Source organism: Exiguobacterium sp. HSB13 (assembly GCF_056764755.1).
This window is the reverse complement of the sequence record NZ_JBUZOM010000001.1, coordinates 474,227-493,105: the sequence shown is the minus strand read 5'-3', so window position 1 is coordinate 493,105 and position 18,879 is coordinate 474,227. Positions and strand designations below refer to the sequence as shown.

The window sequence follows — 18,879 nt, the reverse complement described above, 5'->3', positions numbered from 1 at the left end:
CCATCTCCTTATTGAATCGTATATCCACCATCGAGTACGTTCGCTTGTCCGGTGATGCCTTTTGCTTTACGGCTCGCGAGGAACAATGCGTAATCTGCGATTTCTTCGACGGCGAGCAATCGTTTTTGTGGAACGAGCGGATAAATGACTTCTTCCAGTACCTTTTCGAGTTCGACGTGACGCGTCTTTGCCAAGTCTTCCATCTGATTTCGGACGAGCGGTGTATCGACGTACCCCGGGCAAATCGCGTTGACGGTGATTCCGTGCTCCGCTCCTTCAAGGGCTGCGACCTTCGTTAGACCGAGCAATCCATGTTTCGCCGAGTTATACGCCGCCTTCCCAGCAAAGCCAATCAAACCATTGATCGATGCCATGTTGAGAATCCGTCCGTAACCTTGTTCCTTCATGATCGGAAAAGCATGTTTGATGGCGATGAACGGTGCCGTCAACATGATCTTGATCATCAATTCGAATTTCTCCGTCGGAAACTCTTCAATTGGTGAGACGTGCTGAAGACCAGCGTTGTTGATCAAGACGTCGAGTCGTCCGAACTGTTCGACCGTTTGCTTCAAGACCGCTTCGACCTGTGCTTCATCGGTGACGTTGAGCGTCATACCGACCGCTTCATGACCGGCTGCGCGAATCAATGCCGCTGCTTCCTCTGCTGCTTCTGCGCGAACGTCTGTGACGACGACCTTCGCTCCTGCCGCAGCAAACGCCTTCGAAATTTCAAGACCGATGCCACTCCCTGCACCTGTGACGAGTACGATATCTCCTTGGACCATCTGCTTCACTCCCCTACCGTCACGCGCTCGAGTTCCGGACTAACCGTGAATCGTGCTTCCGTGACTTGTTTGACGTCTTCGACCGTATGACCATTCAGCGTCTCGATCAAGACCATCCCGTCCGGTGTGAAATCAAAGACTGCCCGGTCCGTGATCAGACGGTTGACGACAGCGCGTCCTGTCAACGGCAAAGTACACGCCTGTTTGACTTTCGATTCGCCGTGTTTGTTGACATGTTCCATGATGATGACGACACGTTTCGCTCCGTTGACGAGATCCATCGCTCCGCCCATGCCTTTGACCATCTTGCCCGGAATCATCCAGTTCGCAAGGTCACCGTTCTGATCGACTTCCATCCCGCCGAGGATCGCGAGGTCGATGTGCCCACCGCGAATCATCGCGAACGATTCGGCACTGTCGAAGTAAGATGCTCCGGATTGTGCCGTGACCGTTTCTTTGCCGGCATTGATTTCATCAGCATCGACTTCATGATCAAGCGGATACGGTCCGATGCCAAGTAGTCCATTTTCGGATTGCAGCATGACATGCATATCGTCCGGAATCGCATTGGCGATCAATGTCGGAATCCCAATCCCGAGGTTAACGTACATCCCGTCTTCAATTTCCTGAAGTGCGCGTTCAATGATGATTTCTCGTGTCGTTTTCATATCCGTCTCCTCCTCAAGCTTCCCGGACAGTCCGGCGTTCGATGCGTTTTTCATAATCCGTTCCGACGACGATGCGCTGAACGTAGACAGCAGGTGTATGGATCTCATTCGGATCGAGTTCACCGACTTCGACCAGTTCTTCGACTTCGACGATCGTTACTTTTCCGGCTGTCGCGACGATCGGGTTAAAGTTGCGTGACGTCTTTCGGAAAACGAGATTCCCGAGACGATCTGCTTTCCATGCCTTGACGATCGCAAAATCGCCGACGATTCCTTCTTCGAGCAGATACGTCTTCCCGTCGAACTCCTTTTGTTCCTTTCCTTCAGCAATCGGTGTCCCGACGCCTGTTGGTGTATAGAAACCGGGAATGCCAGCTCCACCGGCACGGATACGTTCCGCAAGCGTACCTTGTGGAACGAGATCGACTTCGATCTCGCCACTGAGGTACTGTTGTTCGAACGTTTTGTTTTCCCCGACATACGACGAAATCATCTTCTTGATTTGTCGCGTCTGCAAGAGCAGACCGAGTCCGAAGTCATCGACACCACAGTTGTTACTGACGACCGTCAAATCCTTGACGCCCTTCTCTTGCAACGCGGTAATGGATTTTTCCGGGATTCCGCAGAGTCCGAAGCCCCCTACGACTAGCGTCGCCCCGTCAAAGATGTCTGCTGTTGCTTCCGCGAATGATCCGTATACTTTCCCCTGCTTCATCTGATGATGCCCCCTTTTAAAATCCTTAATACAATCCAGTCAAGCTATACAATCCGATCATCAAGAAGACCGTCACTGTCTTGAGGATCGTAATCATGAAGATGTCCTTGTACGACTGACGATGCGTCAGCCCCGTAACGGCAAGTAACGTGATGACGGCACCGTTATGCGGTAAAGTATCCATTCCGCCGGACGCCATCGAGATGACACGGTGCATGACTTCCGGTGGTACGCCACCCGATGTGATCGCTTGCGTATATTTATCCGACATCGCACTTAACGCGATCCCCATCCCACCCGATGCGGAACCAGTGACGCCGGCAAGCGTCGTCGTCGTAACGGCTCCGTTGACGAGCGGATTCGTAAAGGTCTCCGAGATTCCGCTTGAGACGGACTTGAATCCTGGTAATGCTGCGATGACGCCTCCGAAACCATACTCAGCACCTGTATTCATGACCGCTAGGAGCGCGCCACCGATACTGACATTGAGACCAGCTTGGAAATTCGTCTTGATCTTCGGGAAGTCATACAGCATCGCTGCAAGAATTCCGATCAACAACGCCATTTGCACGGACCAAATCGCAAGAACGGCGGGTGTCTCAATTTTTCCGAATGCCTCTAAACCGATTGCTGAAAAATCAAATCCTTCCGGATACCATTTCGGAATCGAAAGCGTGAAGACTTTGTTCATGACAGCAACGAGGACGAGTGGCACGAAAGCCAGGACTTGCCGATAGACTGGTTGACGATCCGTTTCGAGCGTCATTTCTGGTTCGTTCTTCAACTCCATCTGCGGTGCGGCACTTGCCGCCGTCGCTTCGAATCCAGCATAGCCTTCCCCCGCTTGATGAGCTTTTTTCTTGCGTGACTCGAGGTACCACATCCCGACGACTAAGATGAACAATCCACCAACTGTTCCCATGATCGGGGCAGCGTAGATATCCGTTTTGAAGAACGTCGTTGGGATGACGTTTTGAATCTGCGGTGTTCCTGGTAAGGCATCCATCGTGAACGTGAATGCACCAAGGGCGATGGTTCCCGGGATGAGGCGTTTCGGGATATTCGCTTCGCGGAACAAGTTCGCTGCAAACGGATAAACAGCGAACACGACAACGAACAGGCTGACGCCGCTATATGTAAGAATGGCGCCGAGTAAGACGATGGCAAGAATAGCACGCTTCGCACCAATCATGCGGATGATCGTCTTCGCGATCGACTCCGCGATACCGGACATCTCAACGACTTTTCCGAAAATCGCTCCGAGGAGGAAGACCGGGAAGTATGCTTTGATGAAGCCGACCATCTTTTCCATGAAAATATTCGAGAAGAATGGCAACACCCAGTCCGGGTTCGTCAGTAAGACAGCGAACAAGGCACAGATTGGTGCAAATAGGATGACCGAAAAACCACGATAGGCAACGAACATCAATAAGGATAAGGCAAGAAGAATGATGACGAGTTCCATAAGTAGATCTCCTTCAAATTTAGTAAGCGCTTTCATATCGCTTCTTCATCATTTAACAACGCAGTGTCGAGGAGGTCAATTACATTTCGTAAAACCATAAGTACAGCTTATAGAAATCATAAGTTCACATTATAGACACAATTGCATCAGATAGATTATTTTTTCAAGTAACAGGAGTTAGTCCTTTTATGGCGTATGTCTTTTAAGTAACGTACTTTTATTTGAAAGGATGGACAGTTCATGAAAAGCATCCTTTTTGACGTCTTGCATAACGTGACGCTATTAATGGCTGGTTTCTATCTGCTCGGAAAATTATCACCGCTCCCGATCACCCGTGACTCCCCACGGCTGACCCGCGTGTTGTATGGTCTTGCCTTAAGTGTCATCTCATTACTACTCATGCAGATGACGATCGAAGCAGCGCCTGGCGTCATGGTCGATTTGCGCCATATTCCGGTCGTCGTCGCTGCCTACTTTGGTGGTGCCATCCCGACAACGATCGTGACGATCGCAATCATCATCTATCGCTTCAGTTTGGGAACGAATTTAGCAGCCTTCACCGCATTCGGTTTTATCGTCGCCGTTGCTCTCGGAACGAGTCTGATCGTTCGCGAGATGCCACCCTATGCAAAACGAACATTCACACTCGTGACGATCTACGCGACGGCTTTACACGCTCTTGTCTTATGGATCGTCTTACCGAAACAGATTCTTCTACTTGAAGTGATGACAGTCGTCATTCCTGCATCATTCGTCAGTAGTTGGCTCGCCCTGCTGATCATCCGCGATATTCGGTTGACCAAACAATCACTACGGATGCTTCGTCAGAAAGCGCAACTTGACTTTTTGACGGGATTAAATAATTCACGCGCCTTCAATGAATACTTCACGGATGTCAAACAGCGATTGATCCTGAACAAACAGTCCATCGTATTATTGACGATCGATATCGATCATTTTAAACACGTCAACGATACGTATGGTCATGAAGCGGGCGACGAAGTGCTACGACAGTTTGCCAATCGACTGCGCGACGGAGTGGCAGAAAGCGGGTATTTATCCCGTAACGGCGGCGAGGAGTTCTCTGTCCTGTTTGAGGGCGTGCCACTCGCTGAAGTGATTCCTTTAGCAGAACAATTGCGTGAACGGATCGCTTCCAGCCCGTTTCGATTGGCTTCGATCGATTTGCCACTTACGGCATCGTTTGGTTTAGCGGCTTTTGATGAAACGACATCTCAAATCGACCAGCTCCTTCCGGATGCGGATGCTGCCCTCTATCAGGCGAAGCAACAAGGTCGGAACCAAGTCGTCCTGTTTTCTCCTAATGCAGAATCTGCCGTCAGCTTTCAAGAATAACGATGGACGTCACCTCTGAAATCCGCTACCTTTAAAGAAGAGGTAGGTGATTGGCATGAAGTTAGCAAAAGGTCCCTATATCCTGATCGGCCTCATTTTAGGTCTCTTGTTCGGATTCATTGGTGACAACTTCTATTTGTATGTATCAGCAGGTATTCTCGTCGGAGCATTGCTTGAATTGTATGTTGCATACGAACAACGCAAAAAAAATAAAAAATCATGATGGAGGTACCAGCATGACATTCAGTGATTTATTCCTTTCAACGCTCTCGTATATCGGTGTCGCGACCGTACTCCTTGCCATTGGTGTCGTCCTGTTCGAAGTGACGACGAAATCAAAAGAGCTCGAACTCATCCGTAACGGGAAGAAAGCTGCCGTCTACGCCTTCGGTGGACGTATTCTCGGTCTCGCCATCGTCCTCTATTCGAGTATCTCGAACTCCGTCAGCATTCTCGATATGGTGTTATGGGGTGCACTCGCAATCGTCTTACAAATTGTCTTGTTCTATCTCGCGGATTTACTAATCCCACGCTTAAGCATGACGAAAGAGATTGATGCGAATAACGAAGCAGTCGGCTTATTACTTCTTTTCTTATCGATTTCGATCGGTTTGATCATCGCAGGATCGCTTACATATTAAGAATAGCCCGTAATTCATTTAAAAAGCTCCTACGAAAGAAGAAAATTACTTTCTTTCATAGGAGCTTTTTTATATCCAATTTCTATACTCTTATTTAATAGTTGTAAAAATCTTATCCCATTCCAATAATTTATTGAACTCAGACATCTTAAAGTCCTTCGGAAGATTCGTTACATCGATCCATACCCATGAATGAAATGCTGTAGCCTTCTCGTCATCTGCTCCCATCACGATCACCTTTCCAGCCTTCATCAATCCGTCTTTCATTTTCGTCACTAATTTTGCCAAGTCTTTTTTCACCGTGTGTCTCGCTTCCTTATGTACGTTCACCATGATCTGCACATGTCGCATCGATTCTTCGCTCAATTCTGTATACCGCAATACATTATTTTGTTTTACGTCATCTATGAATAATTCCGGTGGAGAGTTCACCTCGACCCTAATAAAATTGTTTCCGTAAACCTCTTTTGCTTCGTTCGTGACTGCTTTACGAATATCGCGTGACCAAATTTCTTCCCGATATGTATCGTACAATTCATAATCATTATGATACGTTGCATAGAACGAGACATCATCCTTCTTATCCGGTTCATTCGTATGAAAAATTGCCCCATATTCGCTTCTAGTCGCATCGTATCGGGTATATTCTAGGTCGAATTTCGTTTTATACTCTCTCTCTAAATCTACTTCCAATCGTTTTCCGATTTCTTTTTCTTTGATCGGATTGCCATTCATGACTAAAACAAATGAACTGACGATAACAGCGAAACAAGCGATAATCGCAATCCAACCAAACTTCAACCACAAACGCCTCATTTTTCTTAACCACCAATACATACATGTGCCTCCTACTGGTCACTTCGAATCAGTTCAATTCTGCCCAATACTTCAATTGCATATTTGACAGTAAGCGATATTTCATAGAATAAAACTAAACGGCTGAAGTCCATTTACTACTCAGACTCAAGCCGTTTAAGCAATTCGTAGCTGATTTCTACTATTTTTCAAGCTCCTCTAGCTCCGTCCGCGAACGTGGGAAACCATTCGCTTGCCACTCGGCTCGATAGATCGAATCCAGTTTCGTCAATCCGACCTCATCTGGGTCCTTCGCAGCATCTGGACTCGGGTCCTGATCGAGATGCGCTAAATAATCACGTAGCGCATCGGTCTGTGTGCCCTGTTCCCGCTTCCTGAACAACAGTAGACTCGCACCGGCAATGACACCTGCTCCGAATAAATACCGTTTTTTCAAGCCCATACGGTTTCCTTCTTTCTTTCTTAAACCAATCCACCACCGTCACGCAGTCGTGGATGCGCGATACGTTTGACCTTTCCCTCTTCGACCGTCAGGACATGATCGGGCTGTCGCTCGAAGTAACCGGTCTCGAGTACACCCGACCAACTCTTCACTTCTTTTGCGAATACTCGGACGTCCGAGATGGCTGATAATTCAACGTCAAGAATCACGTGACCTCCATCTGTAACGAAGGGACGATCGTCTTTCAGCCGCAACGTTGCGGAGACATGCTTATCACGCAACCGTTGCCGCACATACGGTAAGGCAAACGGATCCAGTTCAACCGGTAACGATCCGCTTAAATGATGGACGAACTTCGAGGAATCGGTCAGATAGAGCAATTCCCGACTCATCAGTGCGACGATTTTCTCGCGAAATAGTGCGCCACCGCCACCTTTGATCGTTTGAAAGCGTCCGTCAATCTGATCAATCCCATCGATCGTCACATCGATTTCCATTCCCTCTTCCAAATCGATCAACGGAATGTGTAACTGTTCCGCGAGTCGGACCGTCGCAAGTGACGTCGCCACACCCTGAATCTGTAGACCCGCCTGCACAAGTGGACCAAGCGCCTCGATGAACCGTTCCGTCGTTGAACCCGTCCCAAGACCCACTATCATCCCATCTTTCACATAAGCCAGTGCTGCTTCAGCGACTAATTGTTTCTCCTGTTCATACATCCGCATCCCTCCCTACATTTCTGTTCCCGTTTCGATTCGTCTTCAATCGACGGAGAGAGAGGATTCCGTTAACGTCAGGTACTGCTCAATTGCCTGGACGAGCGGTTGTTGAGCTTCCATCCAAAACGCGACAGATGTCGGATCAGCATCGAGATGACGGTTAACGATCTCATCGATCGTCGCTTGACCGGAATCATGCATGACCGCTTCAAAGACTGCCGAAAATTGACTCGGATCCGCTTGAACCGTCTGATACAGACTATTGCTGAGCAGATAACCGATCGTGTAGGGAATGTTGTAGAACGCAAGATTTGGATTGAACAAGTGACTGATGTACATCCATTTATATCGTGCCGGTTCAGGCAATACCGGACCATAGGCTAACCGTTCTTCCTCTTGCAGGAGTTCACTTAACCTTTCGGCACTGACCGTCCCTTGCTGACGTTCCGCATAAAAACGTTGCTCGAACCGGAACATGCCGGGAACGATGCTGGCATATTTCAGCCCTTCTCGGATCTTGACCTCTAGGAGAGCGAGCACTTCCTCCCGTTCCGTCGTCTCTTTGATGGCAGCATCGAGCACGAGATTCTCCATGAACGTCGAAGCCGTCTCCGCGATGCTCGTTCCTTTGACTTGATTTAAATACGGTTCGTCTTGTAATAAATAATTATGATAGGCGTGACCGAATTCATGAGCGAGCGTCGCGACGTCCGGATAACTGTCACGGTACGTCATGAAGATCCGGCTCTCCTTGGCAATCGGAAAGGCAGCGCAGAATCCCCCCTCTGCTTTTCCAGGACGATTCTCTGCATCGACCCATCCCTCACTAAACATGTTTTCCGCGAAAGCGCCGAGCTGCGGATTCAATCGTTTGAATTGTGTCGTGACGATGGTCTCTGCCATCTCAAACGGAACGTGACGCGCGGAGCGATAGGTGTTCGTCTCAAAATCATGCCATTCTCCCGTCACCCGCTCCGCCTGGGCAATCTTGCGAGCATAATAGGCGTGAAAGAGATCGCGGTGTTGATCGAGTGCTTCCATCATCGCTGTTAGGCTCGCTTCCGAGATTCGGTTCTGCTCTAGCAACTCAGTCAATGGTTGCTCCCAGTTCCGCATCTTGTAGGATTGCAATCTGAAGCCGGCAATCCGGTTCAGAATCGTCGCAAACAGGTCAGCTTCTTGTGCACACGCGGTGTCAACCGCTGTCGCTGCCGCTAAACGAGCCGAACGGTCAGGTGCGAACATCGCTTCGTGTAGTCCTTGACCGATCGTGACCTGCTTTCCGTCCAAGTCAACGCGTAATGCCATGAAACGCTGTTTGTAAAGCTGTCCCCAGCCTTGGAACCCGTCCACACCGAGATCCTGCAATAAGTGTTCCTGAACCAGTGGTGCACGACGCGACTGGATGTCACGGCGTTCATTCAAGAAAAAGGCGTATGGTGAACCCGTGACGAGCTCCTCCCACTCTTCTTGTGACAGTGCGGCGATCTTCGTATCGAGTGCTGCTGCCTCACTGCGCACCATCGCTTGTACGATTTCAATCTCTTCGAGCAATGGATGGACTTCTGAGCGCGTGACATCTTCAGCGTACAGACAATAAATGAAGTCGCTCCATTCCTCGACGTCGCGCGCGACTTGCTGATAACGCTCGACCTGTTCTGCCACATTAGCCGGATGTTTCGTCAACGCGGCTTGTATCGTAGCAATTCCTGCTTTGACATCATCAATCGTGTAGAGTGTCTCTAATTGCCATCGTGTGTGTTTCATGCTTTTCCTCCTATGCGTGATCTATTCGTTCTTTCATTCGTGAGGACACTCGACTTCTCCTGTATTTTCCATCAGACACAAAAAAACTCCTTCAGCCATTGACTGAAGGAGGACATCCTCATAAGACGAAGAAGTAGACACATAGGAAGTGCGCTAGGCTACCCAGTAGTACGAAGATATGGAAGATTTCATGGAATCCAAGATGTTTGAACGATAAGATCCGTGGCTTCAGCCCATAAATGATGCCACCAATCGTGTAGAAGATACCACCAAGGAACAATAATCCGATGCCGAACGGTGATAAGACTTGTGCGAGTGGCGTGATCGCAAATACCATGATCCAGCCCATTCCGATGTAGAGCGTCGTCGATAACCAGCGTGGACTGTTGAACCAAACCAATTTAAAGGTGATTCCGGAAACAGCAATCAACATGACGATGCTGAACAAGACCCAACCAGTCGGACCGTTCAAACTGACGAGACAAAACGGTGCGTAAGACCCGGCAATCAACAGATAAATCATCGAATGATCCAACCGACGCCAGATTGCGATTGCTCGGTCGCTCGCAAGCACCATATGATAGGTCGCTGAGACGGCATAGAGCGCCATCATACTGACACCAAAAATAATCGCTGCAACGATCGCAAGTGATGCCCCCCGTTCTAACGATGCCTTGATGACAAGTGCCAGTAACCCGACAAAAGCAAAGACAGCCCCTCCAAGATGCGTTAATCCATTAATCGGTTCTCTCATATAAGCTTTCACTTTCGTTCCTCCCCTGATATGTAGTTTCGAATACTACATGGCGTTATATACGTATTCTATCATATGATGGAGAAGTAGAAAGTCCTATTTTAACGATTTTGGAGGTTTTTTTATGACACATTCTGATGACACGAGACACGATCGTCAATTACGGCTCGAAGATATCCCGAATATCGATCTCTATATGGATCAAGTCATTCAACTGTTCGAGCGGACATTCGAGGAAACGACGCGAAGTGCAGACGAGACGATTTTGACGAAGACGATGATCAACAATTATGCCAAAAAGAAATTATTCTTTCCGGTCACGAATAAAAAGTATACGAAGGAGCATTTGATTCTGATCAGCTTGATTTATCAATTGAAAAGTTCGTTTTCGATCAATGATATCAAGACGATTCTCGCGCCCTTGAACGAAGGAATCGAACAGGATCAACTCGATCTTGAAGGTTTTTATCGCAATTACCTCGAACTGACGGAACGAAATACAGCCCGCTTCGTAACGGAACAAGACGCTCTAACCGCCTCGACGACCGACCCACTGGAACAGATCTTAGCGATGGCTCATATGAGTAACTTGTACCGGCGCGCAGCAGAACAATTGATTGACACCCAACTGAAAAAATAAGATAACGCTTTCACTGCGTGATACACTAGAAGAAAAGGCAGAGGAGGAACAGTCATGGAGATCGCGACGACTTTCTTGCGACAGCTTGATCACATCGGACCAGAATTCAGAACCTTTCAGGATGGTATTCTGATCGAACTGGCATTCGACCGAACGATCGGAACGGAGCAGGTTTCCGCAAGTGTGTTGATTGAGACAGCAGATGACTTGAAAATACGCTTGCATACACAAACCACCCAGGCATTATTACTTGCTTCGAAGATTCATGCCTTTGACGCCCACACACCGAGTCGGATTGCTGAGATGATGTCGATTCATGGCTATTTTAAATCGCATCGCTTGTCGCATCCCTTGAATGCCTACTCTACTGCCCTATTCATCAGCCGTCTTACTCCACAGGACGCGGTACTTGACCGAACGGTACAATTATACACACGCCTCAAAAAACAACATCGGTTCATCGTGTCACCGCTATTGATTTCTTTCGTCTACTTTCACGCTACGACACGCGGTGAGTTAGACGAACTCGCCTCGCGTATCGAGAGGGTCTATCAACGACTCAAACGACGATTCGGACGCGCTCAACAGACGTATGTCGTCGCCTTGATATTCGCTTTATTGCCTGAAGACGATTGGGATCGCTATATCGCACAAGTGGAGTCATCCCGTAAGATACATCGTAAACACCATGTTCCGCTCTCGTTCCACGGCATGCTTGCGTTACTCGGTGATCCAAACGTTCACGCTTCGTCACTCGAACGGATGGCAGAGGCGTTACGCTCCGATTTACATTTTAAATACCGGAAGGACTTAGTCTATTTGACAGCAATCCGATTGTATTTAAGTCAACAAACGATCCTGCAACAACTCTTCCCATCTTCGATTCTCCCACCGGACGGCGCCGACGCGATTCCGTTCTTACTCTTCCCTGTTGATTTGACCGACACGTCCCATGCGACGGACGGCGGGATCGACGGAGGATTTGATGGTGGTGGTGACGGCGGGGGCGGGGGCGAGTAATCATTCAAGAACAATACAGCAATAAGGGCAATCGACGCGTGGCATTACTGCCGAACGTCGATTGCCCTTATTTTTAGTCATTCTTTATCTTGCTGGTCTTCATCAGAAGGCTGGACATCGCCATCTTCATCTGAAGCATGGGACAAATCGGGAGCCTCTTCACTTGAAGCTTCTTCACTTGATGTGTCTGCTTCTTGATCTGGATGCTTCGATTCTTTTTCATCCTTCGATTTTTCCGGAACCTTCGCATGGTCCTGCAGATCACGCCCCGCAATCTCATCCTTCGTCATTCGGTTACCTGAAGTAATTGGATCCGTTTCTTTATCGTGTTGATCAGCCATTTGGCATCCCCCTTAAAATGTACTTGTTCTACCTTTTAAGGTATTCCCGACTGAAGAACGGTTAAACCTCAGCACGCCCTCGTATGATGTCCTCGACGAGTAGTTGATCGATGGGTTGAGGATGATGGACCTCGTATCCTTGCACATACAACAACTCATCTAACGTTTGAATATGCTGCAGCTGTGACGGTGTTTCGACTTCCTGAATCACGAGCGCGATGTTCAACGTCGACGTTAAGGAATGGACAGAGCGAATCATCGAGCGTTCCAGCTGATTTTGAACGAGTCGACGGGTAAAGATTGGATCGAGTTTGACCGCTTGAACAGGCAGGCGTAACAACGAATTGAGTGACGCATAATGACTACCGAAATGATCGACGGTCAGACGATAGCCTGCTTGGCGTAACTGTTCCAAGCGTTTGATCGCAAAACGACGACGTGTTTGCAGTACTTCCTCACGAATTTCTAGAATGAGACGCTCATTCGGGAAGTAAGACTCTTCTGTTAATCGAATTAACTCGGAAAAGAGTTGATCCGACTCGAACTGATTTGCCGATAGATTGACAGCGACGGAAATCTTACGACCAAACGTTTCTTCTAGCCGTCTTTGGTCCAAGATGGCCTGACAGATCGTAAATCGACCAATGTCCGGAAAAATCTCCATCTTCTCAGCAATCGGAATGAAATCCGTCGGACTGACGAAGCCAAGCACTGGGTGGTTCCAGCGTAAAAGTGCTTCTACCGCGACATAATGTTCTTGTTTCGCATCGACGATCCATTGGTAATAAAGTTCGAACTGCCCTCGTTCCAGTGCATGCGACAGCTCTGATTCAAGGACCGATGCAAACGGGTGCTGCTCCGCATGTCGGTTCGGATTGACGAACGAGGTTCGACGTTTCCCGTCGTGTTTCACTTGTTGCATCAAGGCTTCCGCCGCGTAGATCTGCGTCTGACGACTCGCCATATCACCGGTCAGGAGACTGACCCCAGACGATGCCGTCACGTGAATCGGTTCGTCCGCAACACCAACGATTGGTTGTTCAATCGCTTCCGTGACGATGCGAGCATACTCTTCTGCATGCTGTTCGAATTCCTGTTCCTGCTCAAGTGCCGCTAAGACGACAAATTCATTACCATCCATTCGTCCGACGACATGATTCGGTAATGGGACATATTTCAGCCGATTCGCAATTTCGCGCAATACTTCGTTCCCGGATCGGTACCCATGCGTCGCATTGATCGCATGGAAACGATCGAGGTTTAGTACCATCAGGAAGGCCGGATGAATCGTCACGCTTGAAATCAGTCGATTCATATAGCGTTCATTATAGACGTCGGTCAGGGCATCCTTAATGACGTACGTTTCGACGTTGATTGATTTACTGATGATATCTGCATATCGTTCGACGAGCGCGATGTCCTGTTCCTTGAAGTCGAATGGTTGATCATCGAAGGCACATAACGTTCCGATTTTCTCGTTCTCCGCGTTTTTGATCGCCACTCCTAAAAAGCTACCGTTTCCAAGAGCTTTCGTGACCGGATGATTGACAGTCAATGGATCATTGAGCAATTCATTGATCGAGACCTTCCCGTCCGTCTCATCGACGACCAACTTACAGAGGACATGTTGGAAGACATGGGTCGAGCCTTCTTCAATCAATTGTCGTTCTTGATTGATTGCCTTCACGACAAAATTGCTATAGGAGTCGTTCAATGCAAAAAATAACGTATTGACGCCGATTCGTTCACTCAGCTTTTCAAGAATTTCTTCGACGAGCGGATGCAATGCTTCATAACGAATGTGTGAGTTATTATTCACCGTGTCTTCCTCCTTTCTCAGTCGATTGTCGGTCATGCGTCGAGCGGGAGTTGAATGATGAAAGTACTGCCCTCTCCTTCCGTCGATTGGACGGAAATCGCTCCTCCATGATCGAGCACGATCATCCGGCAAATCGCGAGCCCTAAGCCCGTTCCACCGATTTTGCGTGTATCTGAGTTATCTGCGCGGTAAAACTTATCAAAGATGTAAGGGAGCGCTTTTTCTGGAATCCCCAGCCCTTCGTCCGATATCTCAATCCGTAATTGATCCGACTGGTTTGACCCTTTGATCCGGATTGCCCCACCTTCAGGCGAATATTTAATCGCGTTCATGATCAAGTTCGTGAACAGTTGTTTCATCTTTTCGCTGCTTGCTGAAATCGTATAGGAGCCTGGATCGAACTGGACGCTGATGCGATGCGCGCGACTCGCAAGATCAAACATCGGTTTCATCTCGAACATCAGTTGTTTCACATCAAGCGGTTCTTTTTGCGTGCCGTGCGTCGAATCTTCCCCTTTTTGAATTTCCAGGATATCATTGATCAATTCCGCCAATCGAACGGTTTCGGAATGAATCGTCTGCAAATACCGCTTTTGCCGCTTCGGATCGACTTCTCGTTTCATCAATAATTCCGTGAAGCCCATGATGGAAGAGAGCGGTGTCCGCAACTCGTGCGACACGATCGAGACGAATTCTGCCTGCTTGAGATCAAGTTCCTTATCTTTCGTCACGTCACGTAAGACGAGCATCATACCCCACTCGACGTTTGCGATCGCAATCCGCTCGGCGTAAGCACTGAGTAGCAAGTTCCCTCGAAACGCTGATAGTTCGATCGTTTCTCCCGGAATATCTCCATTCATCAGTTGACCGATGTAGTCATGGAGTGCGTCTGGCTGATCGACATGTTCAAACAGCGACGTCGCCCGTTCGTAGGCGTGGCGGAATCCTTGCGCCTGATTGACGAGCTTCGGTGGAAACATGTTCAACAAGGCTTGGTTCGCATAGATTTGTTCCCCACTACTCTCGATGTATAGGACAGCTTCCCGAATCGAGTCGAGTAGCTGATACGTCTTGATTTTTTCATGCTCCATCTGATGAAACAGGAGATGGCGCTCAAGCGTCATTCCGAGTTTTCGTGATAGATCAAGTAAGTCCCCGACTTGCTCTAGATTGAACTGAGGAAAAGCATGACGAATATAAAGTAACCCGACGACTTGTCCATTACTTGGAGTTTGGACGGGGATCGCCGATTCGAACTGATCGCCAATCGGTAATTGAACCGATTTACGCATGACGAACGCCCGACGTAAGACTGAATATTGATCGAGATCTTTTTCAATCAACTCCATCTCGTCGATGCCTTGCGCGACGAAATGATTCAACTGTTCGCGACGGTACAAGAGGATAGCACCTTCTTTTACATCGAGCAGTTGCAACAAGATCGTCAGGACGGTCTCACAGGCCGCTTCGACATTTTGCGTCGCTAACGCTTCCATGATTTCATTGCGTTGCTTCAATTTCAGTTCGACTTCTCGTAAATTCTGTTGTAATCGATTGATTTCACGTTGATCGAGTGATGTGAGTCGTGCCTCATCTGATGCCGGAACCGTTCCTTGGCGCAATCGGTAAGGACGGTCCTTCGAGTGGTCGCGTAAGATTCGTTTCAACGTGTATCCTCCTTTCTGAATGCATTCCTGTTACAAATTATAGCATGGTCCCTATTTGATCGACAGTTCGAGTATTGTCTTCCTTATATGCTGGTTTGCACTAATGCACGAAATGCCTCTTCAAATGCCCGGTCCGCATCGCGCGTCCGTTTTTTCGGTCCTTTCGTCCGTCCACCCGCTCGCCGGATTTGTTGTCCGACATGGCGTGTATGAAGCAATAGATCAATATTCTCGTTCGTGAACTGACGACCATTTTGGTCGATCGCGAGTCCTCCTCGTGCTAAGACAAGTGCTGCTAGACCGTAGTCTTGGGTCACGACGAGATCGCCACGTTTCATCCGATTGACGATCGCGTAATCGACGGCATCTGGTCCTTGTCCGACCGTGATCGTCGTCGCCCCCTCCCGCATCATCTGGTGTGCTGTATCACAAACTAAAAAGACGTCACGTCCCTGTCGGTGTCGAATGACGAGATCGACAACGGGACATCCGTCCGCATCTACGAAAATAGACATCTGCATCCTCCCTTGTTGGTTCCACTATCAGTGTCACAAACCAAAAGATTTCTTGTCAAGTCGCGTTTCCCATTTGACCGTTTCTTCGTTCTTTCGGACAATGGAAAAGAGAGGATGTGTTGAAATGAACGCTGCGACGTTCCAATCTTTTTACCTGTTATTGAAAAAAACGAAACCCCCGGTCGGATTATTATCCGCTGCCGTTTCTGTCTCCGTCATCCAAGCGCTGGCGGCGCTCGCGATTCCTTGGTTCCTAAAGACATTAATTGATGGATTTACAGTCGACCGACTGACGCCACAGCTGATCAGTTTGTTCGTGATCGTCTTCGTCGTCCAAGTCGTCGCGAATGCCCTATCCATCTATTGGTTACAGATCGTCGGTCAACGAATCGTCGCTAATTTACGGACACTTCTATGGAAACACCTGTTGACCTTATCGATTCCATTTTATGATGAGACGAAATCCGGTGAGCTCGTCTCTCGGCTCAATAGTGACGCAACGACACTCCAGCAATTGCTGTCGGAGCAACTCGTCCGCCTGCTGACATCACTCGTCTCGATCATCGGGGCAATCACGATCCTGTTCTTCCTCGACTGGCAGATGACACTCGTCATGGTCATCGCTGTACCCGTGACGTTACTAATCATCATTCCGCTCGTCCGGAAACTGCATAAGATATCTCGTGAGACTCAAAAGGAACTCGCGGGATTATCTGGTTTTTTCGCCGAGATGCTCGGCGAAGTCCGCCTCGTCAAATCGCAAGCAACAGAACCCTATGAGCTTAACCGTGGGAAAACTCGAATTGAGAATCTTTATGGCTATGGTGTGAAAGAAGGACGCATCCAAGCCTTCTTGTTGCCGATCTTTAACGTCACCTTAACGACGATGTTGATTTTGATCATCGGCTTCGGTGCTTACCGGGTCGCGACGAACCAGATCACAGCAGGTGAACTCGTCGCCTTCTCGCTCTATTTGTTCCAAATCATGACGCCACTCGTGACGATGACCGAGTTCATCACGAAGTTACAAAAGGCACGCGGAGCGACAGAGCGAATCATCGAGCTTCTCGATGAGACACCGGAAGCACCTGGTCAAGTTGACGCACCTCGTCCGTTTACGGACGTCACGGTCGATCACCTATCGTTCGGATACAATGAGACGCCAATCTTGCAGGATGTCAGCTTTACGTTACCGCGCGGCAAGACGACAGCAATCGTTGGTCCGAGTGGATCCGGGAAGACGACACTATTCGCGATACTTGAGCGATTCTATCAACCGACGTCCGGGCAGATCCGACTCGGAGATCAATCCATCTCTGATTTAACGTTAGCGTCTTGGCGCCAAGCAATCGGTTACGTCGCGCAAGACTCCCCTGTTTTGTCAGGAACGATCCGTGACAATCTCGTCTACGGTCTTGCGGAAGACGTCAGTGAAGACAAAATTCGTGATGCTGCGCGAATGGCGAATGCCGATACGTTCATCGAAGAGTTTTCCGAAGGATATGAAACGGAGATTGGTGAACGAGGCGTTAAGTTGTCCGGTGGTCAACGCCAACGGATCGCGATCGCACGTGCACTCCTCCGGGATCCAGAAATTCTACTGCTTGACGAAGCAACATCCAGTCTCGACTCCGAGTCGGAACGTGTCGTTCAGGAAGCACTTGAGCGGTTGATGGTCGGACGGACGACGTTCGTCATCGCTCACCGTCTTGCGACCGTCCGTCATGCCGATCAAATCATCGTCCTTGAAAAGGGTCGAATTTCTGGGATTGGAACACATGAAAGTCTTGTCGACGACAATCCATTGTATAATAAGCTCGTAACGCAACAATTCATCGGCACGGAACGTGCAAGGGGGAATCACGTATGAAGACAGTCGGTTTCATCGGATTAGGTGTCATGGGACAAGGCATGGTCCGCAATCTGCGTAAGGCAGGTTTTACAGTCAAAGGGTATAATCGTACGAAAGAGAAAGGACTCGTCCTTGAAGCGGATGGTGTCGAAATCGTCGATACAATCCAAGAAGTCGTCACGGATGTTGACGTCGTCATCTCGATCGTTGGTTATCCGCAAGATGTCGAACAGATCTACTTAGAGAATGGGATTCTCGATCACGCTGCACCTGGGACAATCGTGATTGATATGACGACATCCAGCCCAGCTCTTGCTGAACGGATTGCAAAAGATGCTGCAGCTCGCGGTCTTCAGGCACTTGACGCACCTGTCACAGGTGGTGACCTCGGTGCGAAGAACGGAACACTCGCCATTCTCGTCGGTGGTGAAGAGGCGGCTTTCGCACAAGCGAAGCCATTATTCGAAGCGATGGGAAAATCGATTTCACTCTTCGGTGGTCCAGGTAAAGGACAATCAGCGAAACTCGCGAACCAAATTGCAATCGCCGGCTCGATGATCGGAACTGCAGAGATGCTGTTGTTCGTCACGCGGTCCGGGATTGACCCGACGCAATTTATCGAGACGATCAAGTCTGGTTCCGCCGGTAGCTGGAGTCTTGAGAACTTGATTCCGCGCGTCATCGCTGAAAACTACTCACCTGGTTTCTTCGTCAAGCACTTCATCAAGGATATGCGCCTTGCGCTCGAACGTGGAGCTGAGATGGGCATCACAACACCTGGTCTCGCACTGACGAAGGATTTATATGAACAACTTGCTGAGCTCGGTCACGCCGATTCCGGCACACAAGCGCTTTATCTGTTGCTCGCCGAACGTTCACGCGCTTCGGTGGAATAAG

The 18,879-nt window shown here is 48.8% G+C and carries 20 protein-coding genes; 7 read left to right on the top strand and 13 right to left on the bottom strand.

The window, feature by feature from the left end:
- Window positions 1–8: 8 nt before the first annotated feature.
- From ACZGCQ_RS02520 to ACZGCQ_RS02505, 4 genes are read right to left on the bottom strand one after another with little or no spacing between them, the layout of a single operon-like run.
- Complete coding sequence (locus ACZGCQ_RS02520; RefSeq protein ID WP_481265269.1) at window positions 9–785, bottom strand: 3-hydroxybutyrate dehydrogenase; 777 nt, start codon at window positions 783–785, stop codon at window positions 9–11.
- Window positions 786–790: 5 nt separating this feature from the next.
- On the bottom strand, window positions 791–1,453 hold the full coding sequence (locus tag ACZGCQ_RS02515; RefSeq protein ID WP_064300169.1) for a 3-oxoacid CoA-transferase subunit B: 663 nt from the start codon (window positions 1,451–1,453) through the stop codon (window positions 791–793).
- A gap of 13 nt (window positions 1,454–1,466) precedes the next feature.
- Window positions 1,467–2,168 carry a CoA transferase subunit A gene (locus ACZGCQ_RS02510; RefSeq protein WP_035398060.1) on the bottom strand — a complete coding sequence of 234 codons (702 nt, stop codon included), beginning with the start codon at window positions 2,166–2,168 and terminating at the stop codon, window positions 1,467–1,469.
- 25 nt (window positions 2,169–2,193) lie between these two features.
- A complete protein-coding gene (locus ACZGCQ_RS02505) occupies window positions 2,194–3,633 on the bottom strand; it encodes a GntP family permease (protein WP_035398062.1) in 1,440 nt (479 codons plus the stop codon).
- A gap of 240 nt (window positions 3,634–3,873) precedes the next feature.
- On the opposite strand from ACZGCQ_RS02505, the gene ACZGCQ_RS02500 reads away from it, so the two are divergent.
- From ACZGCQ_RS02500 to ACZGCQ_RS02490, 3 genes are read left to right on the top strand one after another with little or no spacing between them, the layout of a single operon-like run.
- Complete coding sequence (locus ACZGCQ_RS02500) at window positions 3,874–4,989, top strand: GGDEF domain-containing protein (protein WP_481265268.1); 1,116 nt, start codon at window positions 3,874–3,876, stop codon at window positions 4,987–4,989.
- A gap of 55 nt (window positions 4,990–5,044) precedes the next feature.
- On the top strand, window positions 5,045–5,212 hold the full coding sequence (locus ACZGCQ_RS02495; protein WP_023467823.1) for a hypothetical protein: 168 nt from the start codon (window positions 5,045–5,047) through the stop codon (window positions 5,210–5,212).
- 13 nt (window positions 5,213–5,225) lie between these two features.
- The gene (locus ACZGCQ_RS02490; protein ID WP_023467822.1) at window positions 5,226–5,630 is read left to right on the top strand and encodes a DUF350 domain-containing protein; all 405 of its coding nucleotides are present in this window, start codon (window positions 5,226–5,228) and stop codon (window positions 5,628–5,630) included.
- Between the two features lie 90 nt (window positions 5,631–5,720).
- Here the strand turns inward: ACZGCQ_RS02490 and ACZGCQ_RS02485 are convergent, their stop codons facing one another.
- The 5 genes from ACZGCQ_RS02485 to trhA all read right to left on the bottom strand — a co-directional run bounded on the left by ACZGCQ_RS02485 (window position 5,721) and on the right by trhA (window position 10,140).
- Window positions 5,721–6,467: a hypothetical protein gene (locus tag ACZGCQ_RS02485; RefSeq protein WP_481265267.1), complete on the bottom strand. Its 747-nt coding sequence runs from the start codon at window positions 6,465–6,467 to the stop codon at window positions 5,721–5,723.
- A 160-nt stretch (window positions 6,468–6,627) separates the two neighbouring features.
- Window positions 6,628–6,888: a hypothetical protein gene (locus ACZGCQ_RS02480; RefSeq protein ID WP_290714896.1), complete on the bottom strand. Its 261-nt coding sequence runs from the start codon at window positions 6,886–6,888 to the stop codon at window positions 6,628–6,630.
- Between the two features lie 20 nt (window positions 6,889–6,908).
- Window positions 6,909–7,607, bottom strand: coding sequence for a ribose-5-phosphate isomerase RpiA (gene rpiA, locus ACZGCQ_RS02475; protein WP_481265266.1), 699 nt, complete (start codon window positions 7,605–7,607; stop codon window positions 6,909–6,911).
- Between the two features lie 42 nt (window positions 7,608–7,649).
- Entirely contained in the window at window positions 7,650–9,374 is a 1,725-nt protein-coding gene (locus ACZGCQ_RS02470; protein WP_481265265.1) for a M3 family oligoendopeptidase, read from the bottom strand.
- 118 nt (window positions 9,375–9,492) lie between these two features.
- Window positions 9,493–10,140: a PAQR family membrane homeostasis protein TrhA gene (gene trhA, locus ACZGCQ_RS02465; RefSeq protein ID WP_481265264.1), complete on the bottom strand. Its 648-nt coding sequence runs from the start codon at window positions 10,138–10,140 to the stop codon at window positions 9,493–9,495.
- Window positions 10,141–10,252: 112 nt separating this feature from the next.
- Here trhA and ACZGCQ_RS02460 point away from each other — a divergent pair, with 112 nt between their 5' ends.
- On the top strand, window positions 10,253–10,768 hold the full coding sequence (locus ACZGCQ_RS02460; RefSeq protein WP_214729548.1) for a DUF1836 domain-containing protein: 516 nt from the start codon (window positions 10,253–10,255) through the stop codon (window positions 10,766–10,768).
- A 54-nt stretch (window positions 10,769–10,822) separates the two neighbouring features.
- Window positions 10,823–11,788: a DUF4003 family protein gene (locus tag ACZGCQ_RS02455; protein WP_481265263.1), complete on the top strand. Its 966-nt coding sequence runs from the start codon at window positions 10,823–10,825 to the stop codon at window positions 11,786–11,788.
- A 77-nt stretch (window positions 11,789–11,865) separates the two neighbouring features.
- On the opposite strand, the gene ACZGCQ_RS02450 is transcribed toward ACZGCQ_RS02455, so the two are convergent.
- The 4 genes from ACZGCQ_RS02450 to ACZGCQ_RS02435 all read right to left on the bottom strand — a co-directional run bounded on the left by ACZGCQ_RS02450 (window position 11,866) and on the right by ACZGCQ_RS02435 (window position 16,130).
- Window positions 11,866–12,129: a hypothetical protein gene (locus ACZGCQ_RS02450; RefSeq protein WP_481265262.1), complete on the bottom strand. Its 264-nt coding sequence runs from the start codon at window positions 12,127–12,129 to the stop codon at window positions 11,866–11,868.
- A 61-nt stretch (window positions 12,130–12,190) separates the two neighbouring features.
- Window positions 12,191–13,948, bottom strand: coding sequence for an EAL domain-containing protein (locus ACZGCQ_RS02445; protein WP_481265261.1), 1,758 nt, complete (start codon window positions 13,946–13,948; stop codon window positions 12,191–12,193).
- A 32-nt stretch (window positions 13,949–13,980) separates the two neighbouring features.
- Window positions 13,981–15,615, bottom strand: coding sequence for an ATP-binding protein (locus tag ACZGCQ_RS02440; RefSeq protein WP_481265260.1), 1,635 nt, complete (start codon window positions 15,613–15,615; stop codon window positions 13,981–13,983).
- Window positions 15,616–15,698: 83 nt separating this feature from the next.
- The gene (locus ACZGCQ_RS02435) at window positions 15,699–16,130 is read right to left on the bottom strand and encodes a YaiI/YqxD family protein (protein WP_058265220.1); all 432 of its coding nucleotides are present in this window, start codon (window positions 16,128–16,130) and stop codon (window positions 15,699–15,701) included.
- 124 nt (window positions 16,131–16,254) lie between these two features.
- Between ACZGCQ_RS02435 and ACZGCQ_RS02430 the strand changes: the two genes are divergently transcribed.
- Both ACZGCQ_RS02430 and ACZGCQ_RS02425 read left to right on the top strand, forming a co-directional pair.
- Window positions 16,255–18,000 carry an ABC transporter ATP-binding protein gene (locus ACZGCQ_RS02430; protein ID WP_481265259.1) on the top strand — a complete coding sequence of 582 codons (1,746 nt, stop codon included), beginning with the start codon at window positions 16,255–16,257 and terminating at the stop codon, window positions 17,998–18,000.
- On the top strand, window positions 17,997–18,878 hold the full coding sequence (locus ACZGCQ_RS02425) for an NAD(P)-dependent oxidoreductase (RefSeq protein WP_481265258.1): 882 nt from the start codon (window positions 17,997–17,999) through the stop codon (window positions 18,876–18,878). The genes ACZGCQ_RS02430 and ACZGCQ_RS02425 overlap by 4 nt, the downstream gene beginning before the upstream one ends.
- Window position 18,879: the final 1 nt, after the last annotated feature.